Consider the following 15,515-nt stretch of genomic DNA (forward strand, 5'->3'; position numbering starts at 1 on the left):
GCCGCGCCCCAGGTGTCCAACCCGGTGGGCGCGGCCCCTGCCCGGCCGCGAGCGTCCGCCTACGTCTCAGACGGCGATGGCGACCTCGGCCAGACCGCCCTGCTGGGCGACGACCGTGCGGTCCGCGGTGCCGCCCGGCACCAGGGCGCGTACGGTCCACGTGCCCTCGGCCGCGTAGAAGCGGAACTGCCCCGTGGCGGAGGTGGGGACCTCCGCGGTGAACTCGCCCGTCGAGTCCAGCAGGCGGACGTAGCCCGTCACCGGCTCGCCGTCCCGCGTCACCTGCCCCTGGATGGTGGTCTCACCGGGCTGAATCGTCGAGGCGTCCGGGCCGCCGGCCTTCGCTCCACACATGGCTTTCTCCGTAAGGGGTCTGACCAGAAGGTCGGTCGGGGTTGCTTACTGGCTTACTTGGCTGCGCCCAGCTCGATCGGCACGCCGACCAGCGAGCCGTACTCGGTCCAGGAACCGTCGTAGTTCTTGACGTTCTCCACGCCCAGCAGCTCGTGCAGCACGAACCAGGTGAGCGCCGAGCGCTCGCCGATGCGGCAGTAGGCGATGGTGTCCTTGGCGAGGTCGACGTCCTCCGCCGCGTACAGCTCCTTCAGCTCCTCGTCGGACTTGAAGGTGCCGTCGTCGTTGGCGTTCTTCGACCACGGGATGTTCCGGGCGCTCGGCACGTGGCCGGGGCGCTGGGACTGCTCCTGCGGGAGGTGGGCCGGGGCGAGCAGCTTGCCGGAGAACTCGTCGGGCGAGCGCACGTCGACCAGGTTCTGCTTGCCGATCGCGGCCACCACGTCGTCGCGGAAGGCGCGGATCGCGGTGTTCTGCGGCTTGGCCTTGTACTCGGTCTTCGGCCGCTCGGGCACCTCGTCCCCGGGGACCAGCTCGCGGGCGTCCAGCTCCCACTTCTTGCGGCCGCCGTCGAGGAGCTTGACGTTGTCGTGGCCGTAGAGCTTGAAGTACCAGTACGCGTAGGACGCGAACCAGTTGTTGTTGCCGCCGTAGAGGACGACCAGGGTGTCGTTGCCGATGCCCTTCTCCGACAGGAGCTTCTCGAAGCCCTCCTGGTCGATGAAGTCGCGGCGGACCGGGTCCTGGAGGTCCTTGGTCCAGTCGACGCGGATCGCGTTGCGGATGTGGTTCTTCTCGTAGGCGGACGTGTCCTCGTCCACCTCCACGAGGGCGATGGTCGGGTCGTCGAGGTGCTCCTGCACCCAGTCGGCGTCGACCAGGACGTCGCTGCGGCTCATGCTTTTTCTCCTCCGGGGCAGTCACGGTGGCGTGCGGTGAGAGGGGTGCGCGCGCATACGGGTGCGGCGGCGCACCAATGCCCTTCCAGCAGGGCGGCATGGAGATGCGGGAGTGCGGTGACTTCCGCTCAGAAGGGGCGACAGAGCATGGCGGATACGCGGCACAGGTCCACTGCCCGCCGCTTCGTGAGATCCGCCTGTCGCTTCATGGCGTCGATCGTAAGGAGATCCGGGCGCACGTGTCACCGGCGTGTCGGATGATGAGACGCTATCGTCCGCATATTGGTCAAAGTCGAGGGGTCGGACAACGGGAGAAGCGCCCCGGCGCCCGGATTACCGGCCTCAGGACGCCTTTTCGGGTCTTCACGTCCACCGCACATCTGCGGTGCGGACACCGCGTCTCGTCACTCGGACAGACGTACGACGCTCCGGCGGGGTCCTACCCGGCCAGGTTCAGGTCCGAACCCGTCACGCCGATCCGCACCCCGTCCGCCGTGGCCCGCACGCTGCTCACCGCGATGCCGCCGGGCAGCTTGTCCAGGGCCTGCTGGAAGTCGGTGATCTGGCGGAAGGTGCCGTCCGCCAGGTTGGCGCCCGCGATGACCGGCAGCGCGTCCGCGTGCACAGAGACCTTGCCCCCCTTGACGTCGAGGGAACTGAGCACCGGGATGGTCCGCTGGATGCCGAGCGCCGGGATGCCGAGCTTCACCGAGACCTTGATCTTGCCGTCGCCTCCGTCGCCGAGGCCGGTGATCCGGGCGGTGATGCCGGGCGCCAGCTCGGTCGGCTCGGTCTTGGCGGCCTGCATGAGCTGGTCGTAGGCGATGGTCGCGGAACCGGTACCGGTCCTGGCGGTGGCCGAGGAGTAGTCGCCGGAGAACTTCACGTCCTTCAGGTCGGCCTTGAGGTCGTCGATGCGGATCGTGCGGCCCTCGGTGCCGGTGGGCACCGGGTACGACGCGATGCCCAGCTCCACGTCGTCCAGCGAGCCGGAGGCCACCTGGGTGAGGAACGGGAAGCCCTTGATGTCCACGTCCGGCGAAGAGGCGAGGTTCTCCCGCGCCCGCACCCGGTCCGCGACCTCGCCCTCGGCGAAGTGCACCGCCACGCGGTCCGCGATCACGAAGAGCCCGCCGAGGATCACGACGAGGATCAGGAGTATTCGCAGGGCCCGCATGTTCTCCCCAAGGGTCGGCGGCTCGGTTCCGGCGCCGCCACCGTAGCCCCGCCGGAGCCGCTCGGACGGCAATTGTGGATCACCTGTGACGGGCCCATGCCGTAGTGCGGCTTTTCCCGCGTTTACCCCCGGCGCCTTCAGGAAACCCCGGCCGGAAATCGCTCCCGGCCGGGGCAGAGCGGGTCAGGTGAAGACGCGGCCCAGGAGCCAGACCGCCGGGGCGGCCGCGGCGAGGGGGAGGGCCACGCCCGCCGTGAAGTGGACGAAGCGGGAGGGGTAGTCGTAAGCGGCGACGCGGTGGCCGACGAGGGCGCAGACCGCCGCGCCCGCGCCGAGGGCCGCGCCCTGGGAGCCGAGGTCGGTCAGGCCGCCGACGGCGAAGCCGGCGCCCGCGCCCGCGAGCAGGGCGAAGACGACCGACACCGGGGTGGGCATCGGCAGCGCGCGGGCCAGGACGGCGACCGCGACGGCCGCCGCGCCGACCGACACCGCGGCCGGGGCGGCGCCCAGGTAGCCGGTGGCGAGGATGGCGAGCGCCGAGGAGGCGACCGTGGCCATCAGGCCGTACATCCGCTCGTCCGGCGAGGCGTGCGAACGGAGCTGGAGGACCAGGGCCAGCAGGACCCAGATGCCGAGCGGGCCGAGGATCGCCACCGGCGCCTGGTCACGGCCCGCCGCCAGTACGGCCGCGTCGGCGACCAGGCCGCCGAGGAAGGCCAGCGCGATGCCCTGCCGGGCGGGCCACATGCCGTTCAGCCGGAACCAGCCGGCCGCCGTCACGGCCTGGAGCAGCACCAGCGGCACCACCAGGGCGTACGAGCCGAGCGGCGCCGCCCCCGCGAGCAGGGCGCCGAGGAGCGCGGTGAGCGCCGCGGGCTGGATGCCGGGCTCGATGATCGGCGAACGGCCCTCCAGCCGGGCCCGCTGGGCGTCGGTGATCCGGGCGTTCCCGGCGAGGGTGGCGGGACCGAAGGCGGGCTCCTCCGGCTCCGGCGCGGGGGGCTGCTGGTACGGCTGCTCGGCCACCGGCACCCGCGCGTGGTTCTGCGTGTCCCAGGTCTGCCCCTGCCACTGCTGGGCCGCGCCCTGCCGGCCCCCGTAGGGGTCGGCGTAGGGGTTCGGGAACTGCGGCTGCTCCGGTGGCGGGGCCCAGTTGCCGGGGGTCTGCTGCTGCCCGTAGGGGTCGTACCCCGAGTAGGGGCCGCCCTCGTACGACTGCTGGTCGCTCAACGCCTCATCCTCCTGCGAACGGCGGGAGCACCTCGACCGTGCCGCCCTCGGCCAGCCGTACCGTCTCATGCGCGCGGGTCCCGACGGGAGCGCCGTCGACGAGGAACGCGCACCGGTCCAGCACGCGGGTGAGTTCGCCGGGGTGCCGTTCCCGCACGGCGGCCAGCGCCTCGGCGAGCGTGTCGGCGTCGTACGGTTCGTCGGCGGTGCCGGCCGCGGCCTTGGCGGCGGCCCAGTAGCGCACCGTGACCTTGGGCATCTCGTTCCTCATCGGACAGCGGAAACAACAAATAAAGACGGTGCCGCCCAGGCTAGTCCGTCCCCCGCCCGGTCCGCGCCCGCGCCCAGCGCCCGATCCGGGCCAGCAGCTCCTCCCCGGCCGCGTTCTCCGCGTGGCCCATGCCCGGCTCCAGCCAGAGTTCGCCCGTCTCCCCGGCGGCGTCCGCGAGCATCCGGGGGTGGTCGAGCGGGAAGTAGCCGTCGCTGTCGCCGTGCACCACCAGCAGCGGGACCGGCCCCAGCCGGGCGGCCGCCTCCACCGGGGAGAGCGGCACGGGGTCCCAGTCGCGGTGGTGGATGCGGGTGCGGAAGCCGTACCGGCCGACCAGCCGGCCCGAGGGGCGGGTGACCAGCCAGTGCAGCCGGCGCATCGGCGCGGTGCCCCGGTAGTACCAGCGGGCGGGCGAGCTGACCGAGACCACCGCGTCGACCGCGCCGGGGTCCAGCGCCGCGTGCCGCAGCACCACCGAGCCGCCCATGGAGAAGCCGACGCTCACCACCCGCGCGTGCCCGAAGCCGCGCGCCCAGTCCACGGCCGCCGCCAGGTCCAGGACTTCCCGGTCGCCCACCGTGGAGCGCCCGCCGGACGCGCCGTGGCCCCGGAAGGAGAAGGTCACCACCGCCCCGTACGCGGCCAGCGCGCGGGCCACCCGGCGCACGTGCGGCCGGTCCACGTCCCCGGTGAAGCCGTGCGCGACCACGAATACGGTCTCGGCGGGGCCCGCCGGGCCCGTTTCGTATACGACGGGTCCGGGATCGTATACGGAATCGACGGCGATTCCGTCGGCCGTACGCAGAAAAGTCCGGACACCGGTGCCTTGACGCGTCTCGGAGTTCGGACGAATGGTGGAACGTGTCGCATGACCCGCCGGACGGTTGCTCATGTGGGCTATTCTGCTGGGCAGAGGACTCGGGCAGTGAAGCCCCCGAGTCCTTTTGTGCTTTCGGTACCGCACCGGAGGCGTCCTCGCAGGGACCGAGGAGGAACCAGACGTATGAGTTCGCTGCTGCTCCTGACCAACGCCCTCCAGCCGTCGACGGAGGTGCTTCCCGCCCTCGGCCTCCTGCTGCACAACGTGCGGGTCGCCCCGGCGGAGGGACCCGCACTCGTCGACACCCCCGGTGCCGACGTCATCCTCGTCGACGGCCGGCGGGACCTCCCCCAGGTGCGCAGCCTGTGTCAGCTGCTGCGCTCCACCGGGCCGGGCTGTCCGCTCGTCCTGGTGGTCACCGAGGGCGGGCTCGCCGCCGTCACCGCCGACTGGGGCATCGACGACGTCCTGCTGGACACCGCGGGCCCGGCCGAGGTCGAGGCCCGGCTCCGGCTCGCGATGGGCCGCCAGCAGCTCGTCACCGACGACTCCCCCATGGAGATCCGCAACGGCGACCTCTCCGTGGACGAGGCCACCTACTCCGCGAAGCTCAAGGGCCGCGTGCTCGACCTGACCTTCAAGGAGTTCGAGCTGCTGAAGTACCTGGCCCAGCACCCCGGCCGCGTCTTCACCCGGGCCCAGCTCCTCCAGGAGGTCTGGGGGTACGACTACTTCGGGGGCACCCGCACGGTGGACGTGCACGTGCGGCGGCTGCGGGCCAAGCTCGGCCCGGAGCACGAGTCGCTGATCGGCACCGTCCGCAATGTGGGATACCGCTTCGTCACCCCGGAGAAGCCGGACCGGGCCGCCGAGGAGGCCCGTGCCGAGGCCCGGCGGGCCGCGTCCGGGCGGGCAAAGGCGGCGGAAGGGGACGCCTCCACCGTCCGCGAGGACAGCGAGGTGGCGGCGGACGCGTAAAGCCGCCGCAGCCGGGGTAGTGCCAGGGCACCCCCGGCTGTCTCCGGCCCGCGGTCCACGCCATGAATGCCCTGCCCAGGGCGGGTCAATCCGCGTAGACTCCGCGCGTGGCGAAGGTGACTCGGGATGATGTGGCACGGCTGGCGGGGACCTCCACCGCCGTGGTCAGTTATGTCATCAACAACGGACCCCGGCCGGTCGCCCCGGCCACGCGCGAGCGTGTCCTCGCGGCCATCCAGGAGCTGGGGTACCGCCCGGACCGGGTGGCCCAGGCGATGGCCTCGCGCCGTACCGACCTGATAGGTCTGATCATCCCGGACGCCCGCCAGCCCTTCTTCGGGGAGATGGCGCACGCGGTCGAACAGGCCGCCTCCGAGCGCGGGAAGATGGTCCTGGTCGGCAACACCGACTACATCGCCGAGCGCGAGGTCCACTATCTGCGGGCCTTCCTCGGCATGCGGGTCTCCGGCCTCATCCTCGTCTCGCACGCGCTGAACGACCAGGCCGCCGCCGAGATCGAGGCGTGGGACGCCCGCGTGGTGCTGCTGCACGAGCGCCCGGAGGCCATCGACGACGTCGCCGTCACCACCGACGACCTCGGCGGCGCCCAGCTCGCCGTACGCCACCTGCTGGAGCACGGATACGAGTACGTGGCCTGCATGGGCGGCACCGCCGACACCCCGGCCGTGGGCGACCCGGTCTCCGACCACGTCGAGGGCTGGCGCCGGGCGATGTCCGAGGCGGGCCTGTCCACCGAGGGCCGCCTCTTCGAGGCCGCGTACAACCGCTACGACGCCTACCGGGTGGCGCTGGAGATCCTCGCCGGGCCCCGGCGGCCGCCCGCGATCTTCTGCTCCACCGACGACCAGGCCATCGGCGTGCTCCGAGCCGCCCGCGAGCTGCGGCTCGACGTGCCGGGCCAGCTGGCGGTGGCCGGGTTCGACGACATCAAGGAGGCGGCGCTCGCCGACCCGCCGCTGACCACGGTGGCCTCCGACCGCCCGGCGATGGCCCGCGCGGCGGTCGACCTGGTCCTGGACGACGGTCTGCGCGTGGCGGGCTCCCGCCGGGAGCGGCTGAAGACCTTCCCGTCCCGTCTCCAGGTCCGCGCAAGCTGCGGCTGCGGCAGCTGAATCCGCAGGTCAGCGGGGTCTCATAGGAACCGAAGGCGGTTCTGCCGGGGTTCTCAGCCGGGCCTCACGAAGCTCTCATGGTCGCGGGACATGCTCCTCGTATGACCGAGAGCACGCGCCGCGGTGGCGGCCACGAGGACGAGCACCCCGAGGGAACTCCCGCACAGCCGTACGCGGCCTTCCCCGCGGCCGTTGCGCACCCCGAGTGGCCGCCCCCGCCCGCCCACGCCCCCCTCGCGGGGCCGGGGGCCGGACACCGGCGCAGGCGTCCCGGCGGTCCGGTCACGCTGCTCGCGGCGGTCGCGCTGGTCGCGGCCGCGGTCGGCGGAGGCACCGCCTACGCCTTCCAGCAGCTCACCGGGCACGGCACCACCGCCACCGACACGGCCACCCCGGTGGTCGCGGCCGGCAAGAAGGGCGACGTGGCGAACATCGCCGCGGCGCTCACCCCGAGCGTGGTCGAGGTCAACGCGACCCTCGCGAACGGCTCGTCCACCGGCTCCGGCGTGATCGTCAGCGGCGACGGCGAGATCGTCACCAACAACCACGTCGTCTCCGGCGCCACCTCGGTGAAGGTGCGCACCAGCGACGGCACCAGCCGCACCGCCCGCGTGGTCGGCACCGACAGCTCCAAGGACCTGGCGCTGCTGAAGGTGGAGGGCGCCTCGGGCTTCCAGGCGGCGCCGCTCGGCACCTCGTCGGGCGTCCAGGTCGGTGACACGGTCGTGGCGATCGGCTCCCCCGAGGGGCTGACCTCCACCGTGACCAGCGGCATCGTCTCCGCGCTCGACCGGGACGTGACCGTCTCCACCGGCGAGGGCCAGGGCGCGCAGGGGCAGGGCGGCGACGAGCAGTGGCCGTTCCGGTTCGGCGGCCGCCAGTTCAACGGCGAGACCGGCTCCTCCACCACCACCTACAAGGCTATCCAGACCGACGCCTCGCTCAACCCCGGCAACTCCGGCGGCGCCCTCATCGACGCCTCCGGCCGGGTGATCGGGATCAACTCCGCCATGTACTCCTCGGGTTCCCAGGCTTCCTCGTCCTCGGACGCGGGCAGCATCGGGCTCGGCTTCGCCATCCCCGTCGACACCGTCAAGGCCGACCTGGCGAAGCTCCGGGCGGGTTCCACGAGCTGACAGCACGTCCCCACGGACCAGCGCAGTACCGAGCAGCAGGGAGAACGTCATGATCAAGCACGTCTCGCACCAGGCCCCTGTCTCCGGACCGGCGAACGTCGCCGTCGCCCTCGAGGTGGCGCACGAGCTGCACACCCCCGACCCCAGCCCCCGCCTGCCCGAGCTGCCCACTCCCGCGCCCCAGCTCATGGGTCTGCGCACCTCCGCCGCCCGCCCCCACCGCCGCAAGGTGCCGCTGAACCGCCTCACCGCCCTGACCCGGCTCACCCCGGCCGGGGTCTGACCCTCCGGCCTCGAACGCGGCGGAGCCGAAACGTGCGAGGCTGAGAACCGCCCGTCCACGCCCCACCGCACCTACGAGGTACCGCCAGCGATGAGCCCCGCCGAAGGCGACCGTGACCCCCAGCGCATCCTGATCGTCGACGACGAACCGGCCGTACGCGAGGCCCTGGAACGCAGCCTCGCCTTCGAGGGGTACGACACCCGAGCCGCCGTCGACGGGGCGGACGCGCTGGAGCAGGCCGGGGACTACCGGCCCGACCTGGTCGTGCTGGACATCCAGATGCCCCGCATGGACGGCCTGACCGCCGCCCGCCGCATCCGGAACACCGGGGACACCACCCCCATCCTGATGCTGACGGCCCGTGACACGGTCGGGGACCGGGTCACCGGACTGGACGCCGGGGCCGACGACTACCTGGTCAAGCCCTTCGAGCTGGACGAGCTGTTCGCCCGCATCAGGGCCCTGCTGCGGCGCAGCTCGTACGCGGGAAGCGTGTCCGCCGAGGCCCGCGAGGACGAGGCGCTCACCTTCGGCGACCTGCGGATGGACCTCGCCACCCGCGAGGTCCGGCGGGGCGAGCGGCCGGTGGAGCTGACCCGCACGGAGTTCACCCTGCTGGAGATGTTCATGGCGCATCCGCGCCAGGTGCTCACCCGTGAGCAGATCCTCAAGGCGGTGTGGGGCTTCGACTTCGAACCCTCCTCCAACTCCCTCGACGTGTACGTGATGTACCTGCGCCGCAAGACCGAGGCGGGCGGCGAGCCCCGGCTCGTGCACACCGTCCGGGGCGTCGGGTACGTCCTGCGGCAGGGCGGCGCCGAGTGAGGAGGGTGATGCGGCGCTACCGGGCGCTGCCGATCCGGGCGAGGCTCGCGATGCTGGTCGCGGCGGCCGTCGCCTTCGCGGTGGCCGCGGTGTCGGTGACCTGCTGGTTCATCGTGCAGGGCAAGCTGTACGGCGAGATGGACGAGCGCCTGCAGAGCCTCGGCCGCCCGCTCAGCCCCGACCAGGTGACCACGCTGCTGCTCACCTGCCCGCAGTCGCCCGGCGCGGACGAGGGCCCGCCCTCCTTCCTCTACCTCCAGATCGTCACCGCCGAGGGCAAGACCTGCGTCACCCCGTTCTCCGAGGGCACGGTGAAGACCACGGACGCGGACGTGGCCGCCGCCCGGCACGCCACCCTCGGCCGGCGCACCCTGCGCGACGGCGTCGACTCCAAGGGCGACGACGTACGGGTCATGACCAGCGCCGTGCCGGTCGGCGGGGCTCCGGGGACGCAGCCCTACCCGGAGGTCGCCGTGATGGTGGCCTTCTCCCTGAAGGACACCCAGCGCACCCTGAGCGACCTGGCGCTGATCCTGCTGCTCGTCTCCGGGATCGGGGTGGTGGGCGCGGGCGTGGCCGGGCTCGCGGTGGCGCGGGCCGGGCTGCGGCCGGTGGACAAGCTGACCGAGGCGGTCGAGCACGTGGCCCGCACCGAGGACCTGGCCGTCCGCATCCCGGTGGCCGACGACAGCGACGACGAGGTGGCCCGGCTCTCCCGGTCCTTCAACTCGATGACGACCGCGCTGGCCGGGTCCCGCGACCTCCAGCAGCAGTTGATCGCGGACGCCGGACACGAGCTGCGCACCCCGCTGACCTCGCTGCGCACCAACATCGAGCTGCTGACCCGCAGCGAGGAGACCGGCCGCCCGATCCCGGCCGCCGACCGCAAGGCGCTGCTGGCCTCGGTGAAGGCGCAGATGACCGAACTGGCGGCGCTGATCGGGGACCTGCAGGAGCTGTCCCGCGCCGAGGGGCAGCGCGGGGAGCGGGTCCAGGTGTTCTCCTTCCAGGAGACCGTCGAGGAGGCGCTGCGCCGGGCCCGGCTGCGCGGACCGGAGCTGACGATCACCTCCGGCCTGGAGCCCTGGTTCGTCCGGGCGGAGCCCTCCGCGCTGGAGCGCGCGGTGGTCAACATCCTCGACAACGCGGTGAAGTTCAGCCCCGAGGGCGGCACGGTCGAGGTCCGGCTGACCGACGGCGTGCTGACCGTACGGGACCACGGTCCGGGCATCCCGGCCGATGAACTCCCCTACGTCTTCGACCGGTTCTGGCGCTCCCCCAGCGCCCGCGCGCTGCCCGGCTCGGGACTCGGCCTGTCCATCGTGGCCCGCACGGTGCGGCAGGCGGGCGGCGAGGTCACACTCGACCGCGCCCCGGACGGCGGCACGGTCGCCACCGTCCGGCTGCCGGGGGCGCCGACGCCCCCGCCGGAGACACCCGAGGAGGGCTAGCGGGCGCGCTCCACCCGGCGTTCGTCCCACACCGGTTCCGGGGTCTCGCGGACCCGGCCGTCCGAGCCGAAGACCAGGAAGCGGTCGAAGGAGCGGGCGAACCAGCGGTCGTGGGTGACGGCCAGCACGGTCCCCTCGTACGCCTCCAGCGCCTCCTGGAGGGCCTCGGCGCTCTCCAGGTCGAGGTTGTCGGTGGGCTCGTCCAGCAGCAGGGCGGTGGTGCCGGCGAGTTCCAGCAGCAGGATCTGGAGCCGGGCCTGCTGGCCGCCGGAGAGCCGCTCGAAGTTCTGCTCCGCCTGCCGGTCCAGGCCGTAGCGGCGCAGGACCGACATGGCCGGGCCGCGCGCCTGGGAGTGCTCGGTCCACAGGATGTCCAGCAGGGTGCGGCCGACCAGCTCCGGGTGGGCGTGGGTCTGCGCGAAGTGACCCGGCACCACCCGCGCGCCGAGCTTGAACAGCCCGGTGTGCGCGACGTCCGCCCCGGCCAGCAGGCGCAGGAAGTGGGACTTGCCGGAGCCGTTGGAGCCGAGGACCGCGACCCGCTCGCCGTAGAAGACCTCCAGGTCGAACGGTTTCATCAGCCCGGTCAGCTCCAGCGCCTCGCAGGTGACCGCGCGCACGCCGGTACGGCCGCCGCGCAGCCGCATCCGGATGTCCTGCTCCTTGGGCGGCTCGGGGGGCGGGCCGGCCTCCTCGAACTTCCGCAGCCGGGTCTGCGCGGCCGCGTACCGCGAGGCCATCTCGTGGCTGACCGAGGCCGCCTGCTGGAGGGTGACCACCAGCTTCTTGAGCTGGGCGTGCTTCTCCGCCCACCGCCTGCGCAGCTCCTCGAAGCGCGCGAAGCGCTCGCGCCGGGCGTCGTGGTAGGTGGCGAAGCCGCCGCCGTGCACCCAGACGTCGGCGCCGCCCTCGGCGGGCTCCACGCTGACGATCCGCTCGGCACAGCGGGCGAGCAGCTCCCGGTCGTGCGAGATGAACAGCACGGTCTTGCGGGTGGCCCGGATCTGCTCCTCCAGCCAGCGCTTGCCGGGCACGTCCAGGTAGTTGTCCGGCTCGTCCAGCAGCAGCACCTCGTCGTGGCCCCGGAAGAAGTACTCCAGCACCAGCCGCTTCTGCTCACCGCCGGACAGGGTGTTCACCTGGCGCCACTGGGCCTGGTCGTAGGGGATGCCCAGGGCCGCCGTGGTGCAGATGTCCCACAGGGTCTCCGTCTCGTACCCCTGGGCCTCGGCCCAGTCGGAGAGGGCCTGGGCGTACGCCATCTGCGCGGCCTCGTCGTCCACGGTCATGATCGCGTGCTCGGCCTCGTCGACCGCCTTCGCGGCCGTGCGGATGCGCTTCGGGGCGACGGAGACGAGGAGGTCGCGGACGGTCGACCCGTCCCGGACGCCCCCGACGAACTGGGGCATCACACCGAGCCCGCCGCTGACGCTCACCTTGCCGCCGTGTGCGTCGAGTTCGCCCGCGATGATCCTGAGCAGCGTCGTCTTGCCCGCGCCGTTCGGGCCGACCAGCGCGACGGCCGAGCCCTCGCCGACCCGGAACGACACATCACCGAGCAGCGCCCGCCCGTCCGGCAGGTAGTACTCGAGATGCGCGACGTCCAGATGTCCCATGGCCCGCATTCTCCCCGCTCCACCCCGCCGGACGGAAACGGATTCCCACGCACCCGGCGCCGGCCGCGCGCGCCGTACCCTCGTACGCATGAGCAGCGACGACTCCGTACGGTCCTTCCCCGCCCGCTCCATCGAGACGCACGCCGCACTCACGCCGGGCCAGGCCGAGGCCGTGCTCGCACTCCTCGCCGAGGCCGCCGGCGCGGACGGGCAGCAGCCGGTGTCCGAGCAGGGCCGGCTGCAACTGCGCGGCGGCGCCCGGCCGGGCGTCTCCCATCTGATGCTGTACGCCGGGGACGAACTGGTCGGCTACGCCCAGCTGGAGGACACCGACCCGGTGGAGGCACCCGCCGCCGAGCTGGTCGTGCGCCCCTCGCACCGGGGACGCGGGCACGGACGGGCGCTCGGCACCGCCCTGCTGGCCGCCTCCGGCAAGCGACTGCGGGTCTGGGCGCACGGCGGCCACCCGGCGGCCCGGCACCTCGCGCAGGTGCTCGGCCTGACCCTGTTCCGCGAACTGCGCCAGATGCGCAGGCCGTTGACCGGCCTGGAGCTGCCCGACCCCGTGCTGCCCCAGGGCGTGACGGTACGGGCCTTCGAGCCGGGCCGGGACGAGGAGGCGTGGCTCGCGGTCAACGCGGCCGCGTTCGCCCACCACCCGGAGCAGGGCTCGCTGACCCGGCGCGACCTGGACGACCGGGAGAGCGAGGCGTGGTTCGACCCGGCGGGGTTCTTCCTGGCCGAGCAGGACGGCGAGCTGGTCGGCTTCCACTGGACCAAGGCGCACGCCGAGGAGGGGCTCGGCGAGGTGTACGTGGTCGGGGTGCGCCCCGGCCGCCAGGGCGGCGGCCTCGGCAAGGCGCTCACCACGATCGGCCTGCGCCACCTGGCCGGGCGCGGCCTGCCCACCGCGATGCTCTACGTCGACGCGGACAACAAGGCGGCGGTGTCGGTCTACGAGCGGCTGGGCTTCACCACCCACGAGACGGACCTGATGTACCGCACGGAGACGTGAACCCTGGTTCCCACGAGCTGAGTTGAGGGGCGTCCGGACTTGACGGGCGCCCCTTCTCCACACCACCCTTCCACTACTCAATTAGTGAAAGGGTGGTTCAACGCGTGGTCGAATACCGCATCGACCGGCACAGCGGGGTCGCCACCTACGTCCAGATCGTCCAGCAGACCAGACAGGCCCTGCGCCTCGGACTGCTGCGCCCCGGCGACCAACTTCCCACCGCCCGCGAGGTGGTGGAGGCCACCGCCATCAACCCCAACACCGTCCTGAAGGCGTACCGCGAGCTGGAGCGGGAGGGACTGGTGGAGGCGCGGCGCGGGATGGGCACCTTCGTCCGCCGCACGCTCGGCGCCGCCCCGGCCGACTCGCCGCTGCGGGCCGAGCTGGAGGAGTGGGCCCGGCGGGCGGTCGAGGCCGGGTGGGACCGGGACGACATGGCGGCGCTCTTCACGGCCGTCCTCGACAAGAACTTCCAGGGAGAACGTTCATGAGCGACACCGCGATCGAGGCCGCCGGCCTCGGCAGACGGTACGGACGGCGCGGCGCCTGGGCGCTGCGCGACTGCGCGTTCCGGCTGCCCGCCGGGCGCGTGTGTGCCGTGGTGGGTCCCAACGGGGCCGGGAAGAGCACCCTGTTCGCCATCGCGGCGGGCCTTCTCCAGCCGTCCGAGGGTGAGTTGCACGTCCTCGGTGTGACACCCGCCGAAGCCCGGCCCCGCGTGGGCTACGTCGCCCAGGCCAAGCCGCTGTACCCGCAGCTCACGGTCGCGGAGACGCTGCGCATGGGCGCCGACCTCAACCCCGGTCACTGGGACGCGGCCGGTGCCGAGCGCATCGTCGCCGCGGGCGACCTGGACCCCGGTGCCCGGACACGGTCCCTCTCCGGCGGCCAGCGCACCCGCGTGGCGCTCGCCCTGGCGCTGGGCAAACGGCCCGAACTGCTGCTGCTGGACGAGCCGATGGCCGACCTCGATCCGCTGGCCCGGCACGACCTGATGGGCGTGCTGATGGGCACGGCAGCCGAGCACGGCACCACCATCGCCATGTCCTCCCACGTCGTCGCCGAGGTGGAGGAGTCCTGCGACCACCTGCTGCTCGTCGGCGCCGGCCGGGTGCGGCTGGCCGGGGACATCGATGACCTGCTCGGCGCCCACCTGCGCGTCGCCGGGTCCACGGAGACCGAGGGGCTGGCCGGGCACACGGTGGTCGAGTCCCGCACCACCGGGCGCCAGCTCTCCGCGCTGATCCGGCCGGCGGGTCCGGTCCGGGGCGACTGGCGCACCGAGACCCCCACCCTGGAGGACCTGGTCCTCGCCCACCTGCGCAGCCCCGGGGCCCCGGCGCTCAGCACGACCGAGGAGTACGCCGCGTGAGCACTCTTTCCGCCTCCGCCCGCTGGACGTTCCGCCTGCACCGGTGGGCGCTGATCGTGTGGGCCGCGCTGGTGGTCGTGGGCATCGGGCTGCTGCTGTGGCTGGCGGGGCCGCTGACGGACGAGGCGGCACGCGCCTGGCGGCTGTACGACACGTGCCGTACGGCCTCGTGCGACGCCGATGACAGCGCCTTCATGCGCTACCTGCACGTGTCCAACCTGCTGAGCCAAATCCTGCTGGGGCTGCCGTTCCTGGTGGCGGGGTGGGCGGGCGCCTCGCTGACCGGCCGGGACATGGAGTCCGGCACCGCGTCACTGGCCTGGACGCAGGCGGCCACTCCCGCCCGCTGGCTGGCGTCCCGGCTGGCCGCCGCGGGGGCCCCGGTGGCCGTGGGCGCGGCCTGTCTGGTGGCCCTGCACCGGTACGCCTGGTCGGTGGCCGACGGCCGGGTCGGCGTCGCCGACCGCTGGTGGCAGCTGCAAGCCTTCTACGGAAACGGCCCCGTCATCGTCACCCTGTGCCTGGCCGCGCTGGCGACAGGGGTCCTCACGGGGCTGGTGGTGCGCCGCGTCCTGCCCGCCCTCGGCATCTCCCTCGTACTCACCGCGCTGCTGTTCACCGCCGCCCACTGGCTGATGCCCCACCTCTGGACACCCGTGACCGAGATCTCGCGCTTCCAGGACGGATACCGCGGCCTGTACACCGGCGTCGAGCTCTCCCACGGCCTGGTCACCCGTACCGGAGCGCACCTGCCCACCCCGGAGTGCCACGCGCACACCATGGACGTATGCCGGCGGATCTACGAGCAGCACGGGGGCACCGGCTTCTACGTCACCTTCCACCCCGCCTCCCACTACTGGCCGCTCCAGCTCACCACCACCGCCCTGCTGCTCCTCGTGACCGCCCTGCTCACGGCCGCCTCCTTCGTGGTGCTGCGCCGCCGTACCGGCTGACC

General features: G+C 72.9%; 17 protein-coding genes. 10 read left to right on the forward strand and 7 right to left on the reverse strand.

What is annotated here, in order from left to right; all coding sequences use genetic code 11:
• Positions 1–66: 66 nt before the first annotated feature.
• The 6 genes from EV284_RS28780 to EV284_RS28805 form a co-directional block, all read right to left on the reverse strand.
• A complete protein-coding gene (locus EV284_RS28780) occupies positions 67–354 on the reverse strand; it encodes a DUF1416 domain-containing protein (RefSeq protein WP_130339217.1) in 288 nt (95 codons plus the stop codon).
• Between the two features lie 53 nt (positions 355–407).
• Entirely contained in the window at positions 408–1,253 is an 846-nt protein-coding gene (locus EV284_RS28785; protein WP_130339219.1) for a sulfurtransferase, read from the reverse strand.
• Between the two features lie 439 nt (positions 1,254–1,692).
• The gene (locus EV284_RS28790; RefSeq protein WP_130339221.1) at positions 1,693–2,430 is read right to left on the reverse strand and encodes a DUF2993 domain-containing protein; all 738 of its coding nucleotides are present in this window, start codon (positions 2,428–2,430) and stop codon (positions 1,693–1,695) included.
• 183 nt (positions 2,431–2,613) lie between these two features.
• Complete coding sequence (locus tag EV284_RS28795) at positions 2,614–3,660, reverse strand: hypothetical protein (RefSeq protein ID WP_130339223.1); 1,047 nt, start codon at positions 3,658–3,660, stop codon at positions 2,614–2,616.
• 4 nt (positions 3,661–3,664) lie between these two features.
• On the reverse strand, positions 3,665–3,919 hold the full coding sequence (locus tag EV284_RS28800; RefSeq protein ID WP_130339225.1) for a MoaD/ThiS family protein: 255 nt from the start codon (positions 3,917–3,919) through the stop codon (positions 3,665–3,667).
• A 52-nt stretch (positions 3,920–3,971) separates the two neighbouring features.
• The gene (locus EV284_RS28805; RefSeq protein ID WP_130339228.1) at positions 3,972–4,823 is read right to left on the reverse strand and encodes an alpha/beta fold hydrolase; all 852 of its coding nucleotides are present in this window, start codon (positions 4,821–4,823) and stop codon (positions 3,972–3,974) included.
• Positions 4,824–4,934: 111 nt separating this feature from the next.
• On the opposite strand from EV284_RS28805, the gene EV284_RS28810 reads away from it, so the two are divergent.
• From EV284_RS28810 to EV284_RS28835, 6 genes are all read left to right on the forward strand, one after another.
• Complete coding sequence (locus EV284_RS28810; RefSeq protein ID WP_130339230.1) at positions 4,935–5,729, forward strand: response regulator transcription factor; 795 nt, start codon at positions 4,935–4,937, stop codon at positions 5,727–5,729.
• Positions 5,730–5,836: 107 nt separating this feature from the next.
• Entirely contained in the window at positions 5,837–6,862 is a 1,026-nt protein-coding gene (locus EV284_RS28815) for a LacI family DNA-binding transcriptional regulator (RefSeq protein WP_130339232.1), read from the forward strand.
• Positions 6,863–6,963: 101 nt separating this feature from the next.
• Positions 6,964–7,998, forward strand: a complete 1,035-nt coding sequence (locus EV284_RS28820) for a trypsin-like peptidase domain-containing protein (RefSeq protein WP_130339234.1) — start codon at positions 6,964–6,966, stop codon at positions 7,996–7,998.
• Between the two features lie 49 nt (positions 7,999–8,047).
• Positions 8,048–8,281 carry a hypothetical protein gene (locus tag EV284_RS28825; protein WP_130339236.1) on the forward strand — a complete coding sequence of 78 codons (234 nt, stop codon included), beginning with the start codon at positions 8,048–8,050 and terminating at the stop codon, positions 8,279–8,281.
• Between the two features lie 90 nt (positions 8,282–8,371).
• Positions 8,372–9,106, forward strand: a complete 735-nt coding sequence (locus EV284_RS28830; RefSeq protein WP_130339238.1) for a response regulator transcription factor — start codon at positions 8,372–8,374, stop codon at positions 9,104–9,106.
• A gap of 8 nt (positions 9,107–9,114) precedes the next feature.
• Positions 9,115–10,557 carry a HAMP domain-containing sensor histidine kinase gene (locus tag EV284_RS28835; protein WP_242625859.1) on the forward strand — a complete coding sequence of 481 codons (1,443 nt, stop codon included), beginning with the start codon at positions 9,115–9,117 and terminating at the stop codon, positions 10,555–10,557.
• On the opposite strand, the gene EV284_RS28840 is transcribed toward EV284_RS28835, so the two are convergent.
• Complete coding sequence (locus EV284_RS28840) at positions 10,554–12,173, reverse strand: ATP-binding cassette domain-containing protein (RefSeq protein ID WP_130339242.1); 1,620 nt, start codon at positions 12,171–12,173, stop codon at positions 10,554–10,556. The two genes, EV284_RS28835 and EV284_RS28840, sit on opposite strands and share 4 nt — an antisense overlap.
• An 88-nt stretch (positions 12,174–12,261) precedes the next feature.
• Between EV284_RS28840 and mshD the strand changes: the two genes are divergently transcribed.
• From mshD to EV284_RS28860, 4 genes are all read left to right on the forward strand, one after another.
• Positions 12,262–13,188 carry a mycothiol synthase gene (mshD, locus tag EV284_RS28845; protein WP_130339244.1) on the forward strand — a complete coding sequence of 309 codons (927 nt, stop codon included), beginning with the start codon at positions 12,262–12,264 and terminating at the stop codon, positions 13,186–13,188.
• A gap of 104 nt (positions 13,189–13,292) precedes the next feature.
• Entirely contained in the window at positions 13,293–13,679 is a 387-nt protein-coding gene (locus EV284_RS28850) for a GntR family transcriptional regulator (RefSeq protein ID WP_130339246.1), read from the forward strand.
• A complete protein-coding gene (locus EV284_RS28855) occupies positions 13,676–14,560 on the forward strand; it encodes an ABC transporter ATP-binding protein (RefSeq protein WP_130339248.1) in 885 nt (294 codons plus the stop codon). The genes EV284_RS28850 and EV284_RS28855 overlap by 4 nt, the downstream gene beginning before the upstream one ends.
• Positions 14,557–15,513, forward strand: a complete 957-nt coding sequence (locus EV284_RS28860) for an ABC transporter permease (RefSeq protein WP_130339250.1) — start codon at positions 14,557–14,559, stop codon at positions 15,511–15,513. Before EV284_RS28855 ends, EV284_RS28860 begins: the two co-directional genes overlap by 4 nt.
• The last annotated feature ends 2 nt before the right edge of the window (positions 15,514–15,515 follow it).

Source organism: Streptomyces sp. BK022, from assembly GCF_004217355.1.
In the GTDB taxonomy this organism is placed as follows: domain Bacteria; phylum Actinomycetota; class Actinomycetes; order Streptomycetales; family Streptomycetaceae; genus Streptomyces; species Streptomyces griseoluteus.